At 67.0% G+C, this 19,307-nt stretch carries 16 protein-coding genes and 1 tRNA gene; 12 read left to right on the top strand and 5 right to left on the bottom strand.

Going from position 1 to position 19,307, the window contains the following annotated elements; translation table 11 throughout:
• The first annotated feature begins 12 nt into the window (after positions 1–12).
• From L1787_RS10420 to L1787_RS10395, 6 genes are all read left to right on the top strand, one after another.
• On the top strand, positions 13–693 hold the full coding sequence (locus L1787_RS10420; RefSeq protein ID WP_235708757.1) for an RraA family protein: 681 nt from the start codon (positions 13–15) through the stop codon (positions 691–693).
• 68 nt (positions 694–761) lie between these two features.
• Positions 762–1,937, top strand: a complete 1,176-nt coding sequence (locus L1787_RS10415; RefSeq protein ID WP_235708756.1) for an alpha-hydroxy acid oxidase — start codon at positions 762–764, stop codon at positions 1,935–1,937.
• A gap of 234 nt (positions 1,938–2,171) precedes the next feature.
• The gene (locus L1787_RS10410; protein ID WP_235708755.1) at positions 2,172–2,762 is read left to right on the top strand and encodes a WYL domain-containing protein; all 591 of its coding nucleotides are present in this window, start codon (positions 2,172–2,174) and stop codon (positions 2,760–2,762) included.
• A 69-nt stretch (positions 2,763–2,831) separates the two neighbouring features.
• The gene (locus tag L1787_RS10405; protein WP_369415085.1) at positions 2,832–3,344 is read left to right on the top strand and encodes a GFA family protein; all 513 of its coding nucleotides are present in this window, start codon (positions 2,832–2,834) and stop codon (positions 3,342–3,344) included.
• Between the two features lie 135 nt (positions 3,345–3,479).
• Positions 3,480–3,734, top strand: a complete 255-nt coding sequence (locus L1787_RS10400; protein WP_235708753.1) for a hypothetical protein — start codon at positions 3,480–3,482, stop codon at positions 3,732–3,734.
• A complete protein-coding gene (locus L1787_RS10395; RefSeq protein WP_235708752.1) occupies positions 3,734–4,468 on the top strand; it encodes a pirin family protein in 735 nt (244 codons plus the stop codon). The genes L1787_RS10400 and L1787_RS10395 overlap by 1 nt, the downstream gene beginning before the upstream one ends.
• Before the next feature lie 881 nt (positions 4,469–5,349).
• On the opposite strand, the gene L1787_RS10390 is transcribed toward L1787_RS10395, so the two are convergent.
• A tRNA-Met gene (locus L1787_RS10390) sits at positions 5,350–5,426 on the bottom strand.
• 277 nt (positions 5,427–5,703) lie between these two features.
• Here L1787_RS10390 and L1787_RS10385 point away from each other — a divergent pair.
• Positions 5,704–6,621, top strand: coding sequence for a homocysteine S-methyltransferase family protein (locus tag L1787_RS10385; RefSeq protein WP_235708751.1), 918 nt, complete (start codon positions 5,704–5,706; stop codon positions 6,619–6,621).
• Positions 6,622–6,671: 50 nt separating this feature from the next.
• On the opposite strand, the gene L1787_RS10380 is transcribed toward L1787_RS10385, so the two are convergent.
• A complete protein-coding gene (locus tag L1787_RS10380; protein ID WP_235708750.1) occupies positions 6,672–8,027 on the bottom strand; it encodes an ABC1 kinase family protein in 1,356 nt (451 codons plus the stop codon).
• Between the two features lie 167 nt (positions 8,028–8,194).
• Here L1787_RS10380 and L1787_RS10375 point away from each other — a divergent pair, with 167 nt between their 5' ends.
• Both L1787_RS10375 and recQ read left to right on the top strand, forming a co-directional pair.
• On the top strand, positions 8,195–9,268 hold the full coding sequence (locus L1787_RS10375) for a 2'-deoxycytidine 5'-triphosphate deaminase (RefSeq protein WP_235708749.1): 1,074 nt from the start codon (positions 8,195–8,197) through the stop codon (positions 9,266–9,268).
• On the top strand, positions 9,265–11,097 hold the full coding sequence (gene recQ / locus L1787_RS10370) for a DNA helicase RecQ (protein ID WP_369415084.1): 1,833 nt from the start codon (positions 9,265–9,267) through the stop codon (positions 11,095–11,097). The genes L1787_RS10375 and recQ overlap by 4 nt, the downstream gene beginning before the upstream one ends.
• A gap of 259 nt (positions 11,098–11,356) precedes the next feature.
• On the opposite strand, the gene metZ is transcribed toward recQ, so the two are convergent.
• The gene (metZ, locus tag L1787_RS10365) at positions 11,357–12,577 is read right to left on the bottom strand and encodes an O-succinylhomoserine sulfhydrylase (RefSeq protein ID WP_235708748.1); all 1,221 of its coding nucleotides are present in this window, start codon (positions 12,575–12,577) and stop codon (positions 11,357–11,359) included.
• Entirely contained in the window at positions 12,577–14,076 is a 1,500-nt protein-coding gene (locus L1787_RS10360; protein WP_235708747.1) for a TrkH family potassium uptake protein, read from the bottom strand. The genes metZ and L1787_RS10360 overlap by 1 nt, the downstream gene beginning before the upstream one ends.
• 206 nt (positions 14,077–14,282) lie before the next feature.
• On the opposite strand from L1787_RS10360, the gene L1787_RS10355 reads away from it, so the two are divergent.
• Together L1787_RS10355 and rfbD are read left to right on the top strand one after the other, a co-directional pair.
• A complete protein-coding gene (locus L1787_RS10355; RefSeq protein WP_235708746.1) occupies positions 14,283–16,085 on the top strand; it encodes a cation:proton antiporter domain-containing protein in 1,803 nt (600 codons plus the stop codon).
• Entirely contained in the window at positions 16,082–16,951 is an 870-nt protein-coding gene (rfbD, locus tag L1787_RS10350; RefSeq protein ID WP_235708745.1) for a dTDP-4-dehydrorhamnose reductase, read from the top strand. Before L1787_RS10355 ends, rfbD begins: the two co-directional genes overlap by 4 nt.
• 9 nt (positions 16,952–16,960) lie before the next feature.
• On the opposite strand, the gene L1787_RS10345 is transcribed toward rfbD, so the two are convergent.
• Complete coding sequence (locus L1787_RS10345; protein ID WP_235708744.1) at positions 16,961–17,248, bottom strand: DUF6460 domain-containing protein; 288 nt, start codon at positions 17,246–17,248, stop codon at positions 16,961–16,963.
• Between the two features lie 102 nt (positions 17,249–17,350).
• On the opposite strand from L1787_RS10345, the gene L1787_RS10340 reads away from it, so the two are divergent.
• Positions 17,351–19,300, top strand: a complete 1,950-nt coding sequence (locus tag L1787_RS10340; protein WP_235708743.1) for an acetoacetate--CoA ligase — start codon at positions 17,351–17,353, stop codon at positions 19,298–19,300.
• Positions 19,301–19,307: the final 7 nt, after the last annotated feature.

Raw genomic sequence — 19,307 nt, 5'->3', positions numbered from 1 at the left:
AGGGAGGACTGAATGACAATCGGATTCCGCGTCTTGAAGCGCAAGCGCGCTGTTTCGGAAGCGATCGCGAAGCGTTTCGCCGCTCTGCCGGTCGCGAATGTGAGCGATTCCATGTCGCGCATGACCGCTGGCGGTGCGCGCCTCACGCCCTATCACCGCGCGGGCGTGCGCCTCGTCGGCCCGGCGCTCACCGTGAAGACGCGCCCCGGCGACAATCTCATGGTGCACAAGGCGATCGACATCGCCGCGCCCGGTGACGTGATCGTGGTGGACGCCGGCGGCGACCTCACCAACTCGATCCTCGGCGACATCATGACGACGATGAGCCTCAAGAAGGGGATCGCCGGCTTCGTCATCAACGGCGCGATCCGCGACGCGGACGAGATCCGCGAGAGCGGTCTCGCGATGTTCGCCGCCGGCGTCAGCCACCGTGGCCCCTACAAAGACGGCCCCGGCGAAATCAACGTGCCGGTCGCGATCGACGGCATGGTGATCGAGCCTGGCGATCTCATCATCGGCGACGGCGACGGTGTCCTGTGCGTCCCGTTCGACGAGGCGGAGACGATCCTTGCCGCGGCCGAGGCCAAACAGGAGGCCGAGAAGCGCGAGTTCGGTCATATCGAGGCCGGCACCATGGACCGGGCCTGGGTCGACGCGACGCTCAAGGCGAAGAACTGCGAGATCGAGGAATGAGTCAGGCGGCCTCAGATCGCGTCGATCCTGGGGTCGAGACACGGCCGACCGCAAAGGTTCCGCGACGTTTGCGGAACGTCTTCAATCTCGAGGAGATGGAGGGGGCGGCTCGCCGCCACCTCCCCCGCGGGGTGTTCGGCTACGTCGCCGGCGCGTCCGACGGGTGGACGGCCTTCGGGCTCAACAGGACGGATTTCGGCGAGATCCGTATGATTCCCCGCGCCCTCGCGGGCCACGCGATACGCGATCAGCGCAGGACGCTGTTCGGCACGCGCTACAACCATCCGTTCGGCATCTCGCCGATGGGCCTCAGCGCGCTCGCCGCCTATGACGGTGACGTCGCCCTCGCGCGGGGCGCCGCCGCGTGCGGCATTCCGGCCGTGATGAGCGCGACGTCGCTCACCAGCCTCGAGCGTGTTGCGCGCGAGGGGCCGAGCCGCTGGTATCAGGCCTACCTGCCCGGCGACGACGAGCGCATCATCGCGATGGTCGAGCGGATCACCGCGGCCGGATACGAGACGCTGGTGATGACGGCCGACGTGCCGGTCGCGGGCAACCGCGAGGACAGCAAGCGCGACAAGTTCGGCGCGCCCCTGAAGCCGAGCCTCGATGTGGCGCTCCAGGGCATCACCCGGCCGGCCTGGCTGTGGGAGACGATGCTCCGCACGCTCCGCACCCACGGGATGCCGCATTTCGAGAATTCGGACGTGAAGCGAGGCCCGCCGATCATCGCGCGCGACGTCGTCCGCTCCTTCGCCGGACGCGCGACGCTCTCCTGGCGCCATGCCGAGCTGGTGCGGCAGCGCTTCGGCGGCAAGCTCGTGATCAAGGGCCTGATCGCACCCGAGGACGCCGCGCGGGCCCGCGATCTCGGCGCCGATGGCGTGGTCGTCTCCAATCATGGCGGGCGGCAGCTCGATTCGTCGATCTCCTCGATCCGTGCGCTTCCGGCAGTGAAGGCCGTCGCCGGAGACATGGCCGTGATGATCGACAGCGGCGTGCGCCGCGGTTCCGACGTCCTGAAGGCGTTGGCGCTGGGGGCCGACTTCGTGTTCGTCGGCCGGCCGTTCCTGTTCGCGGCGGCCGTCGCTGGCGTGCCGGGCGTCGAATATGCCGCGAAGCTCCTCGCCGAGGAGATCGACCGGGACATGGCGATGCTGGGTCTCGGCTCACTCGACGAGCTGACCGAGGCGGTGCTCGCCGAAGAATGGCGCCCGAGCCGCCGCTCGATCGCGACCGTCTGAAGTCGAGTGTCCCGGCGGTCGCGCCGGGACATGCCGCTGCAATCTAAGAATGTTGTCGCGGTTGCGCCGTCTCCCGCGGCCGGCTTCAGGAACGTAAAGACGTCATAGTACGCACACGATGTCTCATGAATCCGAAAGCTGTTTCGATTCGGATCCATCATCATGAAAATATATTTAAGGTTGTAATTCTCGCGTGAATTGGCAATTCTCGCCTCCGTGGAAGGGGAGCGGTCGATGACGCCTGAAACGAGGTTGCAAGAGGCGATCGGGACGGGTGAGTTGATCTCGATCCGTTATCATGGCGGCGGCCAGCCCGGCGCGGCACGCGAAATCCTGCCGATCCGTATCGGCGGCCGCCAGCTCCGGTGCCGTTGCTACACCTCCGGCAAGGATCGAACACTCGCCCTCGATCGGATCGAGCTTCTGTCCATCCCGATCGAGCCCGGCAGTCCGGGACTTTGGCGGCCCGATGCGGATGCCCCGCCGGCCGAGTTCGCGACGCTCGACGATGTGGAGGCGATCTTCCGTGCCCCGCTCGAGGACGCGGGCTGGCTCGTGGGCCGCTCCATCGGCGAGACGGGAGAGTGCCTTCTCCTCTACCACCGTGCCCGCGGCGCTGCTGAAATCCGTAGGCCCGTAGTCAGCCTCAACTACATCCACCCCGCCGACGATGCGCCAACCGTCCTGGGCGCGGATCCGCCACCGGCGCGACGCCGGATCCATCCGTGGAGCGTCCGGGCCGCCCCGCGCCTCGAGCGGCGGGGATCCTGGGCGACCTTGGAGCCCGCGCTTCCGGTGTTCCTCGAATGCGCCGGCCTCGCATGAGCCCGTGGGTCGCGAGGGCGCCTCCGATGTTTGGCCGGCCCTGTATCGCAGGCCTCATCTCTGCCTAGAATGGAGCGTCCGGTGAGGCCGGACCGGATCTATTTTGGGAGAACCGAACCGATGGAGCACGCCCAATCACCATTGGTCGGCACATGCCGTTGCGGCCGGACCGCCATCGAGGTGCGCTTGCCGCCGATCATGGTATCGGCATGCCATTGCCGCGGGTGCCAGCGCATGAGCGCCAGCGCCTATTCGTTGACGGCGATGATCCCGTCCGAAGGCTTCGCCGTGATGACCGGCGAGCCGGTGCGCGGCGGGGCCCGAAGCCCGGAAATCAGCCACTATTTCTGCGACGATTGCAAAAGTTGGATGTACACCGAGCTCGGGATGATGCCGGGCATCGTCAATGTCCGGCCGACGATGTTCGACAACGACGCCTGGACGCGCCCTTTCATCGAGACGATGACCGCCGAAAAGCTCGCCTGGGCGACGACCCCGGCGCGCTACAGCTATCCCGGTTTCCCGCCGCTCGAAGATTATGAGCGCCTTCTCGGCGAATTCGCGGACGCGTGGCGCGGCTAGGCCTCTCGTCCGGCGGGGAAGGACGGTCGCTCCGATGGCGATCGTGGGGCGTGAGGGCGGTGGCGCGGTCACCGTGGGAGGCCGGTGCCCCTCGCGCCGCTCGCAGCGTTCCATTGCGGGAACGCTCGGTTTCCGATGCGCATCTTGTCCGGCCCTCGGATCGGCGCAGATTCTCTCAGCATAAGGGAACGGTTTCCGCTCCGCTCTCGTCCCGAGCCGGCGCTGTCGACCGTCTCCGACACCATCGCAGAGAAGATCGCCATGCACGCCAGATCCATCGACCGCGTCACGATCACGCCGCCGCTCGGGCCGGGTTTCGGCGGCGAGCACAAAAGGCCGCGCTCGTCGTTGCGCCGGGTGATTTCGCAGCCACCGATCCGTTCTTCCTGATGGCGGACGATCAGATCACGGCCCCGGGCGCCTTCGGCGAGGCGCATCCCCATGCGGGGCTCGAGACCGTCACGTTCATGCTGAGTGGCACGATGGCGGACAAAGGCGGGCGTCTCGCGGAAGGCGACGTCGAATGGATGACGGCCGGCAGCGGCATCGTTCATTCCGAGGATGCGACGGTATCGGCCGGGCTGCGCCTTCTCCAGCTTTGGCTCGTCCTCCCGGAGCGGCAGCGCACCATGGAGCCCCGGGTGCAGATCCTGCGGCGCGAGGCGATGCCGGTCCTGCGGCGGGAGGGCGTGACGGCAACCGTCTATAGCGGACGCCTCGAGGATGCGGCCGCACCCACCTTGAACGCCGTCCCGGTGACGCTCGCCGACATACGGCTCGCCCCCGGCGCGCGGTACGAGCTGGCGCTTCCGGCATCCCATAATGGCGTCCTCGTGGTGGTCGACGGGACGCTGGCGGCCGGCGAAGCCGCCACGTCGCTCACCGTCGGCGCCGTCGGATGGACGAGCCCGCACCCCGGCGACGGTGCGAGCGCGCTCATGCTCGCGGCGGGGCGCGAGGGCGCGCGCGTGCTCCTCTATTCCGGCGAGCCGCAACGGATCGAGGTCGCCGCGCGGGGCCCGTTCATCGCCGGCTCGAAGGAGGAGCTCGACCGCCTCTTCGCCGCATACCGACGCGGTGGGTTCCCGAAGGCCGGCAATCTGCGCCCGGCCGCGCCGGCCTGACACAGGGGCCGGCTTATCCTCCCGACGACGCGTTTTCCAGCATACGCACGGCCGCGGTGCCGATGCGCACCGGCGGGCCCAAGCTCTTCGAGGCATGACGGACGCCATGGTGAAGCGCTCCTATCCGCTCGCCGTGGTGATTTCGACCGCCGGCGACGGGGCCCGGCGGCCTCGCCCGCGATGGGTGGTAAACCCGGAAGGGTGACGTCCGTCGCGACCGAGGGCCCGAGCCTCACCGCTCATCCCCGCCGCCGACCCCGACGCAGATTGGCGCGACGAGGTGCCTGACACTTCGCCCACCCGGCGATTGCTGCCGGTTTCCTGACGATCGCGGAGGCGCGCGTCAATGCGCCGGATCGAGCATTTCCTGGCCAAGGCTGCCGGATTTCCGGTGCGGCGCGGTCAAAGACGGCACTGCCGCGGCCGCCTCGTCGACGCTTGAAGGACGGGGCCGCTTCCCAATGGACTCGCGTCGAGTGGATCCCGACCGCCGGACGCATCCGGTTCGTGAGAGCGGCAGTCAGCCTAGCCTCGCCCGGCGTCTGCCTTCCGGGATGTTTCACCGCGGAGGAAAGGGCGGCTCTGGGCCATTGCGTGCCAGATCCGCGGCAAACGGTTTGAATTGGGCGATTCACGCCCAGAAGCCGCAACCGGCGGGGGCAATCAGGCCTCCGAGAGACGTCCCGAGCCGGAATGAAGTGGAACGGAGACGTTTGTATGCCGGCGTGTCCGCGGGCCATGCTGGGTCGTTGGGAAAAAGCGGCGGAGTGGCGCGAAAGCGCCCGCGAAGCAGGGTTTCGCGAGGTTCATGCACCAGCCGCGTCTGGACATGAAAAAACCCACCAAAGGTGGGTCAAATCATTCGTTCACGGACAAATTTTTGGTTGCGGGGGCAGGATTTGAACCTGCGACCTTCAGGTTATGAGCCTGACGAGCTACCGGGCTGCTCCACCCCGCGCCAATCGCCGTGCGATGGCGGTCATTTAGCAATCAGACCGGCCGAGATAAAGGGGGGAGCCGACATTTCCCTGTCACATTTGTCCCCAGCCTGTTGATTGTTTTGGCCTCGCGACTCACCTCTGGCGTGGATCGCGCGGAAATGCTGGCGTTTTGTGACGGGGATCACAATGTGTCGCATTCCGCGCCGCCCGGATGCGGGTCCGCATTGAGCGAGATGCATAACTCGCCATATCCCGCCACACGGCATGGGCGCCGGTGTGGATGGAGAGCGAGCAATGACAAAGCCCCTACAACAAGGCGTGCGCTACCTGACCGATAGCGGGCTCGAGACCACTCTCGTCTTTCACGACGGCCGGGATCTGCCGGCCTTCGCCGCCTTTCCGCTCATCCTGTCACCCGGCGGACGGGCGCGGCTGAGGGCCTATTATCGCGAACACGCCGATCTCGCGATGGCGCACGGCACCGGCTTCGTGTTCGAGACGCCGACCTGGCGGGCCAACACCGAATGGGGCGCCACGATCGGCTACAGTCAGGCCGCGCTCGACCGGGTGAACCGGGAGTCGGTGATCTTCCTCAAGGAAATCCGGGACGATTATCGGGCGATGCCGACCGCGATCTCCGGCCAGATCGGGCCGCGCGGCGACGGTTATGTCCCCGGCAGGCGCATGTCCGCGGACGAGGCGGCCGCCTATCATGCGCCGCAGATCGCCGCCTTCAGGGAGGCGGACATGGTGACGGCGCTCACCATCAACACGGTGGACGAAGCCGTCGGCATCGTGGAGGCGGCGACGATGGAGGGGCTCGCGGTGGTGATCTCCTTCACCACCGAGACCGACGGGCGGCTTCCCGGCGGCGAGAGTCTCGCCGAGGCGATCGAGGAGACCGACCGCCGGACGGACGCCGCCGCCGCCTATTTCATGGTGAATTGCGCCCATCCCCGGCACTTCGTGAATGCGCTCGGCGGCGCCTCCGTCGCCCGCATCGGCGGGGTGCGGGCGAACGCCTCGATGCTCTCGCATGCCGAGCTCGACCGTGCCGAGAGGCTCGATACCGGCGATCCGCACGCCCTCGCCGAGGACTATGAGGCGCTGGCGCGGATGCTTCCATCGCTGCAGGTCTTCGGCGGCTGCTGCGGGACCGACGCGCGCCATGTCCGCTGCATCGCGGAGCGGGTGGCGCCGGTCGCGGCATGAGGGGTTTGCGAGGCCCGCGACGCGGCAGCGTCCGGTCCCGGCACCGGGCCTCAGGGGTGCGGCAGGCCCACGGCGTCGAGCGCCGCTGCCTGCCGCGTGCCGACCTCGGCGGGCGGATAGGCGGCGAGCTCGGCCTGGAAGATCTCGAAGAAGTTCAGCTCCGCCTGCAAATGGAGAAGCACCGCCCCGAGCCCGACAGCGGCGCGGTCCATGAAGACGAACTCGCGCGGTACGCGCACCGGCCCCTTCTCCCGCAGGGCCTGGTGCACCTTGAAGGCCTCCTTGCGCCCATATTCGCCGGGCTTGGTGCCGTCGGCGAGGGTGCGGACGCGGTCATCGAGGATCGGGCCGTAGATGAAGCGCGCCCAGATGTTCAGGATCTCGATCAGATCGCGTGAGAGACCGCGGAAGCCCCAGGTCTCGTAGGCGCTGACGACGCGCGCCTCGTCGCCGCGCAGAAGCCCCTCATAGAGATCGACCACGCCGGTCACGAACGAGGCGGGAAAGATCCGGATGCAACCATAATCGAGGAGGTTGATGCCGGCCGGCGCGCCGTCGCTCTCGAAGACGGTATAATTGCCGAGATGCGGGTCGCCGTGGATCACGCCGATATCGGCGAAGGGATGCCAATAGGCGCGGAAGAGGGCCTTGGCGATGCGGTTGCGGGTCTCGAGCGGGGCGTCCTTGTATTCGAGGAGCCGCGTGCCGTCGAGCCAGCCGAGGGTGAGGAGGCGGCGGGTCGACAGCGTCGCGTCGACCGACGGAATGCGGATCGCCGGATCGCCCTCGAAGGTGATGGCGTAGAGCCGCGCCGCGCGCGCCTCGCGTTCATAATCGAGTTCTTCGCGCAGGCGATCGGCGATCTCGGTCCGGATATCGGTGGTGTCGATGCCGGGCCGCATCCGCTTGTGCAGATTGAAGACGATGCCGAGCTGCGACAGATCCGCCTCGATCGCCGAATCCATGTTCGGATATTGCAGCTTGCAGGCGACGTCCTCGCCCGACAGCGTCACCGCGCGGTGCACCTGCCCGAGCGATGCGGCGGCCGCGGGCGTCTTGTCGAAGGAGCGGAACCGCTTCAGCCAGTCCGGCCCGAGTTCGGCAGCCATCCGACGCTTCACGAAGGGGTAGCCCATCGGTGGCGCGTTCGATTGCAGTGTGGCGAGTTCGGCGGCGTATTCGGGCGGCAGCGCGTCGGGAATGGTCGACAGTAGCTGCGCGACCTTCATCAACGGGCCTTTGAGATTGCCGAGGGCGCGGGCGAGCTCCAAGGCGTTCTTGTCGTGATCGAGCTCGGTGCCGAACAGGCGCGAGCCGATCATTTTCGCCGCGATGCCGGACATGTTGCCGCCGACGCGCGCATATCGGCTCGCTCGCCCCGAAAAAGAGTTTCGTTCGTGGTCCATCCCGTTTTGCCTCACATCGGCCGCCGGGTCCGATATAGGGCATTCTGTCGGTGCTCGCTTCCCCCGTGCGGCAACGCGCCGAATTGGGTACGGAATGCGGGGACGACGCGCCACGGCGGCGTGCGCCATCGGCCGGCGGCTGATAGGGCTTGTGAAGGAGAACGATGATGGCGGATGGCATCCTGCCGCGGCAGGCGATCGAGGCGCTGATCCAAAAGGGCGCGATCCGGGCGGACACCGCCTTCGTGCCCGATCAGCTTCAGCCGGCGAGCCTCGATCTGCGCCTCGGCACGAAGGCCCATCGCATCCGGGCGAGCTTCCTGCCCGCCGAGGGCGAAACGCTCGCCAGCAAGGTCGCCCACGTCACGCTCCACACGATCGACCTCACCGACGGGGCGGTTCTCGAGACGGGCTGCGTCTACCTCGTCCCGCTGATGGAGAGCCTCGACCTGCCGCCGGCGATCGCCGCGTCGACCAATCCGAAAAGCTCCACGGGCCGGCTCGACGTCTTCACCCGCGTCATTGCCGACGGGGTGGGGGGCTTCGATTCGGTGCCGGCCGGCTATCGCGGGGCGCTCGCGGTGGAAATCAGCCCGCGCACCTTCCCGATCCTCGCTCGCGCCGGCTCGCGCCTCAGCCAGATCCGCTTCCGCGAGGGCGATGCGCGGCTCGACGATGCGGCCCTCGTCGCGCTCCATCGCGAGACGCCGGTCGCCGTGCCCAATGCCCGCATCCAGGACGGGCTCAACCTCACGATCGATCTCCAGCCCGCCGAGGGGCCCGTCGGCTATCGCGCCAAGCGGCACACCGCGCTCATCGATATCGACAAGCGCGACGCGCTCAAGATGGCGGATTTCTGGGATCCGATCACCTCGACCGACGGTCGCCTCATTCTCGATCCCGACGAGTTCTATATCTTGATGAGCCGCGAGGCGGTGACGATCCCGCCGGCCTACGCGGCCGAAATGGTGCCGTTCGACCCGCTGGTCGGCGAGTTCCGTGTCCATTATGCGGGCTTCTTCGATCCGGGCTTTGGGCATGGGCCGGGGGCCGCCTCGCGCGCCGTCCTCGAGGTGCGCTCGCGGGAGGTGCCGTTTATCCTAGAGCACGCACAGGTTGTCGCTCGCCTTGCTTATGAACGTATGGCTGAGCTGCCGGATATGCTTTATGGTATGGATCTGAAGTCGAATTATCAGGCGCAGACCTTGAAATTGTCCAAGCATTTCGAGCCCTTATCGTGACAGATCTGTTGGGCTGGCCGTCCGCGCCGCCTGGCGGCGACACGCGCGGAACCGACGAGATCCTCTCCGACGTCTTCGGCTTCTCCTCCTTCCGGCCGGGCCAGGAGGAGATCGTCGGCGCGATCAATGCCGGCGACGAGGTGCTCGCCGTCATGCCGACGGGCGGCGGCAAGTCGCTCTGCTACCAGCTCCCTGCTTTGATGCGGCCGGGGGTGACGATCGTGGTCTCCCCGCTCATCGCGCTGATGCGCGATCAGGTCTCGGCGCTGAAGGCGATCGGCGTCGCCGCCGAGGCGCTGAACTCCGGCAACGACTATGAGGACAACCGCCGCACCCTCCAGCGCGCCGTCTCGGGAGAGCTGAAGCTCCTTTATGTCTCGCCCGAGCGGCTCAGCTCGGTGGAGACGATCGAGCGCCTGCGCGAGGCCCCGCTCGCGATGATCGCGGTCGACGAGGCGCACTGCGTTTCCCAATGGGGCCACGATTTCCGCCCGGAATATCGCCTGATCGGCGATGTTCGGCGCGATCTCGGCATCAAGCAGACCGTCGCCTTCACCGCCACGGCCGACAAGATCACGCGAGACGACATCGCCGAGCGGCTCTTTGCCGAGACGCCCAAGGTGTTCGTGCGCTCCTTCGACCGGCCGAACATTTCCCTCGCGATGACCTCACGGCAGGACGGGCGGACGCAACTCATGTCGTTTCTGAAGGCGCATGAGGGGGAATCGGGCGTCGTCTATTGCCAATCCCGCCGCCGGGTCGACGAGACGGCGGCGTTCCTCGCCTCCCGCGGCCTCAACGCCGTCCCCTATCATGCCGGGCTCGACCGGCAGGAGCGCGACCACAATCAGGATGTGTTCCTGCGCCAGGACGGCGTGATCGTGGTCGCGACGGTCGCCTTCGGCATGGGTGTCGACAAGCCGGACGTGCGCTTCGTCTTCCACATGGATCTGCCGAAGAATATCGAAGGCTATTATCAGGAGATCGGCCGCGCCGGTCGCGACGGGCTGCCGGCGACCGCCCACACCCTCTACGGTTTCGGCGAGATCCGCCAATTCCGCCAATGGATCGAGGAGGCGGACACCTCGGAGGAGCAGAAGGAGATCGAGCGGCAGAAGGTGAATGCGCTGGTCGCCTTGTGCGAGGCGCCCCGCTGCCGCCGCGTCGTCCTTCTCGACTATTTCGGTGAGACGTCCGAGCCGTGCGGCAATTGCGACCTGTGCAACGGTTCGGTCGAGACGTTCGACGCGACGGTGCTCGCCCAGAAGGCGCTCTCCGCCGTCGCCCGCACCCGTGAGCGGTTCGGGATGGAGCATCTCATCTCGATCCTGCGCGGCGAGCGGTCCGACAAGGTGGAGACGCACGGCCATGAGCAACTGCCGACATTCGGCGTCGGCAAGGATCAGTCGCGCAATGCGTGGCGCTCGATCTTCCGCCAGCTCGGCGTGATGGGCTACGCCCAACCCGATTCCGACCGCTTCAACGCCTGGCGATTGTCGGAGACCGGCTGGAACGTCCTCAAAGGGCGCGAGACGGTGATGCTGCGCAAGGACGCCTTGTCCCTCAAGGACAAGACGAAGAAAGCCGCCGCCGCCGATCTGCCGACCGACTATGACCCCAAGCTCCTTGAATCGCTGAAGGCGCTCCGCCGTCAGCTTGCCGACGAGCGGGACGTGCCGGCCTATGTCATCTTCTCCGATCGCACATTGATCGAGATGGCCGCGGCCAAGCCGCAATCGGAGGCGGCGATGCGCGCCATCCATGGCGTCGGCGAGCGCAAGTTGAAGGATTTCGGCCCGGCATTCCTGGACGCGATCCGGGAAGAATAACCCCGCGCGGCTGGTTCATGGGGCGGTTCGGCGCCGCGCCATGGTGCGACCCGCCGCGGACCGACCGAGGCGTCGCGCCGGAGAGCATCCGGGGTGCACCGTGGAATGGGTGATGGAGCCCCGGTCAGGTCGGGCGGGGCGGTGTCCCACCCTCGGCCCTCTGGCCTTCTGCGTCACGCCGGGTGGGACGGCGCCGATCGGCGCCCGTTTGCCGGGGAGAGGCCGGCCGCACGGACGTGCGCGGCCGGTACGTCCCGCCTTACGCGGTCTTGCGCGAGGGCGCGGCCACTCCGGCGACCGAGTCGAGCGCCTGGGTGAGGTCGGCGACGAGATCGCCGGCGTCCTCGAGACCGATCGACAGACGCAGCAGCCCGTCACCGATGCCGACTGCGACGCGGGCCGCCGGCTCCAGATTCTTGTGCGTGGTCGTGGCCGGATGGGTGATCAGGCTCTTCGCGTCGCCGAGATTGTTCGAGATCTTCACGAGCCGCAGCGCGTTGCAGACCCGGAACGCCCCCTCGCGCCCGCCCGCGACGTCGAACGCGACGAGCGTGCTGCCCTTCGCCATCTGCCGCTTGGCGATCTCCGCCTGGGGATGGTCGTCCCGTCCGGGATAATAGACCCGCTCGACCGCGTTGTGCGTCGCGAGGGCGTCGGCGACGATCGCCGCGCTCTCGGTTTGCGTGCGCACGCGGAGCGGCATCGTCTCCAGCGACTTCAGCATGACCCATGCGTTGAAGGGCGAGAGAGCCGGCCCGGTCTGGCGCAGGATGACGTCGAGATTGTCCTTGATCCAGGCTTCTTTGCCGAGGATCACGCCGCCGAGACAGCGGCCCTGCCCGTCGACATGCTTCGTCGCCGAGTAGATCACGAGGTCGGCGCCGAGCTTGAGGGGGTGTTGCCACAGAGCGGTGGCGAACACGTTGTCGACCATCACCAGCGCATCCGGCGCCTTCGCGTCGCGGATCTTGGCGACGCCCTCGATGTCGACGAGGGCGAGCGTCGGGTTGGTCGGCGTCTCCATGAAAAAGGCGCGCGTGTTGGGCTTTACCGCGGCCTCCCAGGCCGCGAGGTCGGTGCCGTCGACGAGCGTCGCCTCGACGCCGAAGCGGGGCAGATACGTCTCCACCACATAGCGGCAGCCGCCGAACAAAGCGCCCGAAGCGACGACATGATCGCCCGCCTTCAGCGCGGCGACGAGCGCCGCCGTCACCGCCGCCATACCGCTCGCGGTCGCCCGCGCGGCCTCGGCGCCTTCGAGCTCGGCCATGCGCGCCTCGAACATCGCGACCGTCGGGTTGCCGTAGCGCGAGTACACGAAGCCTTCCTGCTCGCCCGCGAACCGGGCGGCCGCCTCCTCCGCGGAGGCGTAGACGAACCCTTGCGTGAGGAACATCGCCTCAGAGGTCTCGCCGAAGGAAGAGCGCATGGTTCCGCCGTGCACGAGGCGCGTCGCGAGGCCCCAATCGGGCTTGTCCATCAATCCCTCCAAAACACCGGCGTGAACAGGATCAACACCGTCATGATCTCGAGCCGCCCCAGTAGCATGATGAAAGACAGGAGCCAGAGCTCGAATTCGCCCAAGGGGGCGAAATTCCCGGCTGGCCCGATCGTCTCACCGAGGCCAGGCCCGACGTTTGTGAACGCAGTCTGCGCCCCGGTCAACGCGGTGATGAAGTCCTGGCCCGCAAGGGAGAGCATCAGAATGGTGAGGCCATACACCAGAAAGAAGGCGATGAAATAGATGATGACGGAATCGTAGACGTCCTGCTCGATGATTCGATCGCCGAAGCGGAGCGGCTGCACCGCGTTCGGATAGACGAGCCGGGTGAAGGCGCGCCGCAACGCCTGGAACACGATGATGAAGCGGTAGACCTTGATGCCGCCGGTGGTGGAGCCGGAGCAGCCCCCGATAAAGGTCAGGATGAAGAAGGCGCCGAAGGCGAACGGCCCCCACACGGCATAGTCGTCCGAGGCGAAGCCCGTCGTCGTGACCACCGAGACGACGTTGAAGGCCGACTGGGTGAGCGCCTCCTGGAACGGAATGTTGCGCGTGTGTTGAAGCCAGATCGCGAGCGTCACCGACACGAGGATGATGCCGAGGAGGAAGGTGCGCGCCTGCCAGTCCTTCCAGATCGTGAAGCGGCCGCGCACCGAAAGGTCGACATAGGCGACGAACGGCAGCGCGCCGAGGACCATGAAGACGACCGCCGCCCACAGGATCCGGGCGTCCTCGAAGAAACCGAAGGAGCGATCGTGCGTGGAGAAGCCGCCGGTCGAGACCGTCGCCATGGCATGGCAGATCGCGTCGAAGATGCTCATCCCGAGCGCGGCGAAGACCATCACGCAGCTCACCGAGATGAAAAGATAGATGAAGCAGAGCGCCCGCGTCACCGAGACGAGGCGCGGCAGGGCCTTGTCCGACCGGTCCGAGTTTTCGTTGCGGAAGACCTGCATCCCACCGATCCGCAGGAACGGGAACAGGAAAAGGCCGATCGCGATGATGCCGATGCCGCCGAGCCATTGCAGCATCGCCCGCCACAGGAGGAAGGAGCGGGGCATCGCGTCGAGTTCCGACAGCACGGTGGCGCCGGTGGTGGTGATGCCGCTCATCGATTCGAAATAGGCGGCGGCCGGCGACATATCGAGCGGCGAGAGCCAGAACGGAATCGCGCAGACGACCGAGGCGAAGAGCCACAATGTGGTCGTCAGCAGGAAGCCGAAGCGCGGGGTGAAGCCCGGCACGGGTTCGCGCAGCGACACCACGCCCAACAACGAGACACAGAACACGGACGCCGACGAGACGGCAAAAACCGACCAGGTGGGCTCGCCATCCGCAGCATCGAGAAGCGCCGGCACCACCATAGCGATCGACAGAATCAATCCGAAATAGCTGGCGATGTAGAAGGCCGGGCGCAATTGGGAAACGGCGCGCGGGGCCTGGCGCCGACGCTCGGACGATCGGGTTAGATCAACCACATCTCCGCCTTTGACGCGTTGCGACAGTGGACGCGGGATTAGACGAAGTCTGACCGAGGTGAAAGCGTTGTACGCTCCGCTGGCCTCGATCGAACCGCGCCGTGGCGATGAAGCCACAGGCGTCAGGCGGCGTGGAAAGCGTCGACATTCGCCGATCCGCGACCGCTCTCCGAGATTTTACCGCTTCTCAAAGCGCGTTAGAACGTATGCAGATATCAGAAATCGAGGTGTTGATGGAGCACGAGGTCACCCATTCGCTGCCCTATCTCAAGGAAGCGCTGATCTTTCTCGTCTCCGCGGGTGTCGTCGTTCCGATCCTCCAGCGCTTCGGGCTGAATTCGATCCTCGGCTATCTCGTTGCGGGCGTCGTCGTCGGCCCGTACGGGATCGGTTCGCTCGGCGAGGCGATCGGCGGCGTACCGTTCGACATGTTCACGATCTCCGATCCCGAAGGGGTGACGAAGATCGCCGAGCTCGGCGTCGTCTTCCTGCTGTTCGTCATCGGGATCGAGCTGTCGGGGCCGCGCCTTTGGGCGATGCGCCGGCTCGTCTTCGGGCTGGGGCTCGCCCAGGTTCTCCTCACGGCGGCGCTCCTCGCGGGGGCGGGCGTGCTCGCCGGCCTGTCGACGGAGGCCGCGATCGCGATCGGCGCCTCGCTCGCGCTGTCCTCGACCGCGATCGTCGTGCAGCTCCTCGTCGGCGCCGGCCGCCTCGCCTCGCCGTCCGGCCAGGTGATGTTCTCGATCCTCCTCATGCAGGACATCGCGGTGGTCCCGGTGATCCTCGTGATCGAATCGATGGAGCCGCATGCGACCGAGGGGCTATGGCAGAGCCTCGTGATGAGCACGGTCCTCGCGGCCGGCATCATCGCGACGATCCTCTTCGCCGGCGGCCGGGTGATCGGCCCGCTCTTCCGCTTCGTCGGCGCGCGGCAGGATCGGGATATGTTCACCGCCGCCGCGCTCCTCGTCATCATCGGAACGGCGGCGATCACGTCGATGGTCGGGCTGTCGATGGCGCTCGGCGCGTTCCTCGCCGGGCTGGTGTTCGCCGACACCGAGTTCAGCCATCAGCTCGAGGCGGAGATCGCGCCGTTCAAGGGCCTGCTGCTCGGCCTGTTCTTCCTCGGCGTCGGGATGACGATCGACCCGCGCGTCGTCGTCCAGGATCCGCTGACGCTCTTTGCGGTGATCGCCGGGGTGATCGCGATCAAGGCGTTCTCGATCATCCTGCTCTGCCTCCTCACGCGGCAGCCGCTTTCGGTCGCGCTCGAAAGCGGCTTGATGCTGTCGCAGATCGGCGAGTTTTCCCTCGTGGGCCTCGCACTGGCCTCGTCGACGGGCGTGGTGCCGGCGGACGTGGCGCGCATTCTCGTCGTCGCGGCGGGCGTGACGATGGCGCTCACCGGGATCATCGCCGGCCCGGTCCAGCGCCTGTCGCGCTGGCTGGCGCTGCGCTCGACCCAGCCGACGGTGGTGACGTCGCTGTCGGCGAACGAGCTCGAAGGGCACGTGATCATCGCCGGTTTCGGCCGGATCGGCCGCGCCATCGGCGAGTTGCTCGACCAGCGGCACATCCGCTATATCGCGCTCGACCTCAACGCCCACGCCGTGGCGCGCGCCCGGTCGGCCGGCCAGCCGGTGTTCTTCGGCGACACGCGGCGGCTCGACGTTCTGCACAATGCCGGCGCGCACCGCGCCCGTGCCATCATCCTCACGATGGACAATCCGGCGGCGAACGCGGCCGTCGTCCGCTCCCTCCGCCATCACGAGATCGCGACGCCTGTGGTCGCCCGCGCGCGGGATCGGGCGAACGCCTCGGAGCTTTATGCGTTAGGTGCCAACGAGGTCGTTTTGGAAGCGTTCGAAGCGTCTCTGCAAATTGGTGAGGAAACGCTGGTCACATTGGGGTATCCGCGCGATGCGGCCCATGCGGTGATCGGTGAGCAACGCGAAATCGGGCGCCGGGAACTCACCGACGCCGTTAGAAGCATTGGACGAACTTCATGACGATTTTGGTCATCGGCCGGAGTGGCCAAGTGGGCACTGCGCTTCTGGAGCGTGCGGCCGAGACGGGGGTCGACCTCGTCGCGGTCGGCCGGCCCGAAGCCGATATCACCGCGCCTGCCGCGCTCGCCGATGCCATCGCTCGCACCCGGCCCTCGGTCATCGTGAACGCTGCCGCCTATACGGCCGTCGACGCCGCGGAGACCGACGAAGCGGCCGCCCGCGCGATGAACGCCGACGGGCCGGGCACGCTCGCCGCGCTCGCCGCGCGCGAGGGGATCCCGTTCATCCACATCTCGACCGATTATGTGTTCGACGGCACGCTCGACCGGCCCTATCGCGAAACCGATCCGATCGCGCCGCAGAGCGTCTATGGGCGGACGAAGGCGGACGGCGAGGCGGCGGTCGCGGTGGCGGGCGGCAAAGCGCTGGTCCTGCGCACGTCCTGGGTCTATGCCCCGTTCGGCAAGAATTTCGTGCGCACCATGTTGCGGGTCGGGGCCGAGCGCGATCATCTGCGCGTCGTCGCCGATCAGCACGGCTGCCCGACCTCGGCGCTCGACATCGCCGATGCGATCCTGGCGCTCGCCGCGCACCCGGAGCGCTGGCCGGAGGGAACCGATATCGTCCATCTCGCCGGAAGCGGCGAGACGACGTGGCACGGTTTCGCCGAAGCGATCTTCGCCGATGCGCCGTTTCATCCCACCGTCGAGGCGATCACCACCGCGGATTATCCGACGCCGGCGGCGCGGCCGGCGAACTCACGGCTCGATTGCACAAAGTTGCGCACCGCCTACGGGATCACGCTTCCCGAGTGGCGCGACAGCACGCGCGCCACGGTGCGCCGCCTCGTCGAAGAGGGGCTTTGAGGCGGCCGATCAGCGCGACATCAGCTTGATGACGCGCATGATCAGCCAGATCGGCAGCACCACCACGGCGCCCAGGATGAGGATCCGGGCGAAGTTCTCGAGCGTGTCGAAGCCGAGTGTCGAGAAGTAGCGGAAGCGCTCTTCGATCCAGAGGACGATGTCCTGCGGATTGACGTCGAGGGCGGTCAAGATCACGCCGACCACGAACGATGTCACGACAAGGCGCACGAACACGCCGAGTGGCGATCCTCCGAGGACGCGTTCCATCACGGTGCTGCGACGTTCCAATTGGCTCATTCATTCCTCCGTTGGACCCGATATAGGAACGATCGCGAGACGATCCATGCCCATTGAGCGGGCGGCCCCGGCATGGGATGACGGTGCGGGAGGAGATCCACGATGGCGAACGACCTTCTTTGGAAGCCGAGCGACGTGAGCGGGACGGCGATCACCGCCCTCGCGGCCGAGGCCTCGAAACGCACCGGACGACCGATCGAGGGCTTCGACGCCCTCCACGAATGGTCGATCACCGATCCCGGCGCCTTCTGGGACACCGTGTGGGACGAAGCGGCGCTGATCGGCGACAAAGGCGGCGAGCGCCTTGCCGATGGCGACAAGATGCCCGGCGCGCGCTTCTTCCCCGACGGGACGATCAATTACGCCGAAAATTGCCTGCGCGGCGACGATGCGGCGGAGGCGATCGTCTTTCGTGGGGAGGACAAGGTCGAGCTCCATATGACGCGGGGCGAGCTGCGCGCCGCGGTGGCCAAGGTCCAGGCCTTCCTCACCGAAAGCGGCGTCGGCAAGGGCGACCGCGTGGCCGCGATGCTGCCGAATATGCCGCAGACGATCGTGGTGTGCATGGCGACGGCCTCGCTCGGGGCGATCTTCTCCTCCTGCTCGCCCGATTTCGGCGAGCGCGGCGTTCTCGACCGGTTCGGGCAGATCAAGCCGACCGTCTTCGTCGCGTGTGACGGCTACTGGTATGGCGGCAAGCCGATCGACGTGTCCGAGAAGGTGGAGCACGTCGCCGCGGCACTCGCCCCGGTGAAGACGCTCCTCGTCTCCTATCTCGACGATTTGCGGGCCCGTGACCTCGCCGACGAGATTCCGAACGCCGCCCTCTACGACAAGGTGATGCAGCGCGAGGAGACCGAGCCGACCTTCGTGCCCGTCCCGTTCAACGAGCCGGCCTTCATCCTCTTCTCGTCGGGGACGACGGGTGTGCCGAAATGCATCGTCCATTCGGCCGGCGGCGTCCTCCTCCAGCACGTCAAGGAACACGTCTACCATTCGGGTATCCGGCCGGGCGACCGGGTGTTCTACTTCACCACCTGCGGGTGGATGATGTGGAACTGGCTCGTCACGGCGCTCGCCAGCGGGGCGACGCTGCTCCTTTATGACGGCTCGCCCTTCGCCCCGAGCCACCGCGTCCTGTGGGACTATGCCGAGCAGGAGAAGGCCACCTTCTTCGGCACCAGCGCGAAATATATCGACGCGTTGCGCAAAGAGGGCGCGGTGCCGCGTGAGACGCACGACCTCTCGGCCTTGCGGACCATCGCCTCGACCGGCTCGCCGCTCGCCGCCGAGAGCTTCCGCTGGGTGTACGAGGCCATCAAGGGCGATGTGCACCTCGCCTCGATCTCCGGCGGGACCGATATCGTGAGCTGTTTCGTTCTCGGGATTCCGACCAAGCCCGTCTATGCGGGCGAGATCCAAGGGCCGGGCCTCGGCATGGCGGTCGACGTCGCGGACGATAGCGGCGCGCACCTCGCCTCCGGCAAGGGCGAGCTCGTCTGCCGGCGGCCGTTCCCGTCGATGCCGGTGATGTTCTGGAACGACCCTGAGGCGGCGAAATATCACGCCGCCTATTTCGAGCGCTTCGACAATGTCTGGTGCCATGGCGATTTCGCCGAGTGGACCGAGCATGGCGGCATCATCATCCACGGTCGCTCGGATGCGACGCTCAATCCCGGCGGTGTCCGCATTGGAACGGCCGAGATCTACGCGCAGGTCGAGCAGATCAAAGAGGTCGTGGAGGCTCTCGCGATCGGGCAGACCTTCGAGGACGATGTGCGCGTCGTCCTCTTCGTGCGGCTCGCCGAGGGTGCGAGCCTCGACGAGGATCTGATCAAGCGGATCAAGATGCAGGTGCGCACCGGCGCCTCGCCGCGCCATGTGCCGGCGAAGATCATCGCCGTCGCCGACATTCCGCGCACCAAATCCGGCAAGATCACCGAGCTTGCCGTGCGCGACGTAGTGCACGGGCGGGAGGTGAAGAACCAGGAGGCGCTCGCCAATCCCGAGGCGCTCGCCCTCTATCGCGACCTTCCCGAGCTCGCGACCTGAGGCAACG

Source organism: Acuticoccus kalidii, assembly GCF_021556395.1.
GTDB lineage: Bacteria > Pseudomonadota > Alphaproteobacteria > Rhizobiales > Amorphaceae > Acuticoccus > Acuticoccus kalidii.
The sequence above is the reverse complement of the archived record's forward strand: the minus strand, read 5'-3'. Positions and strand labels throughout refer to the sequence as shown.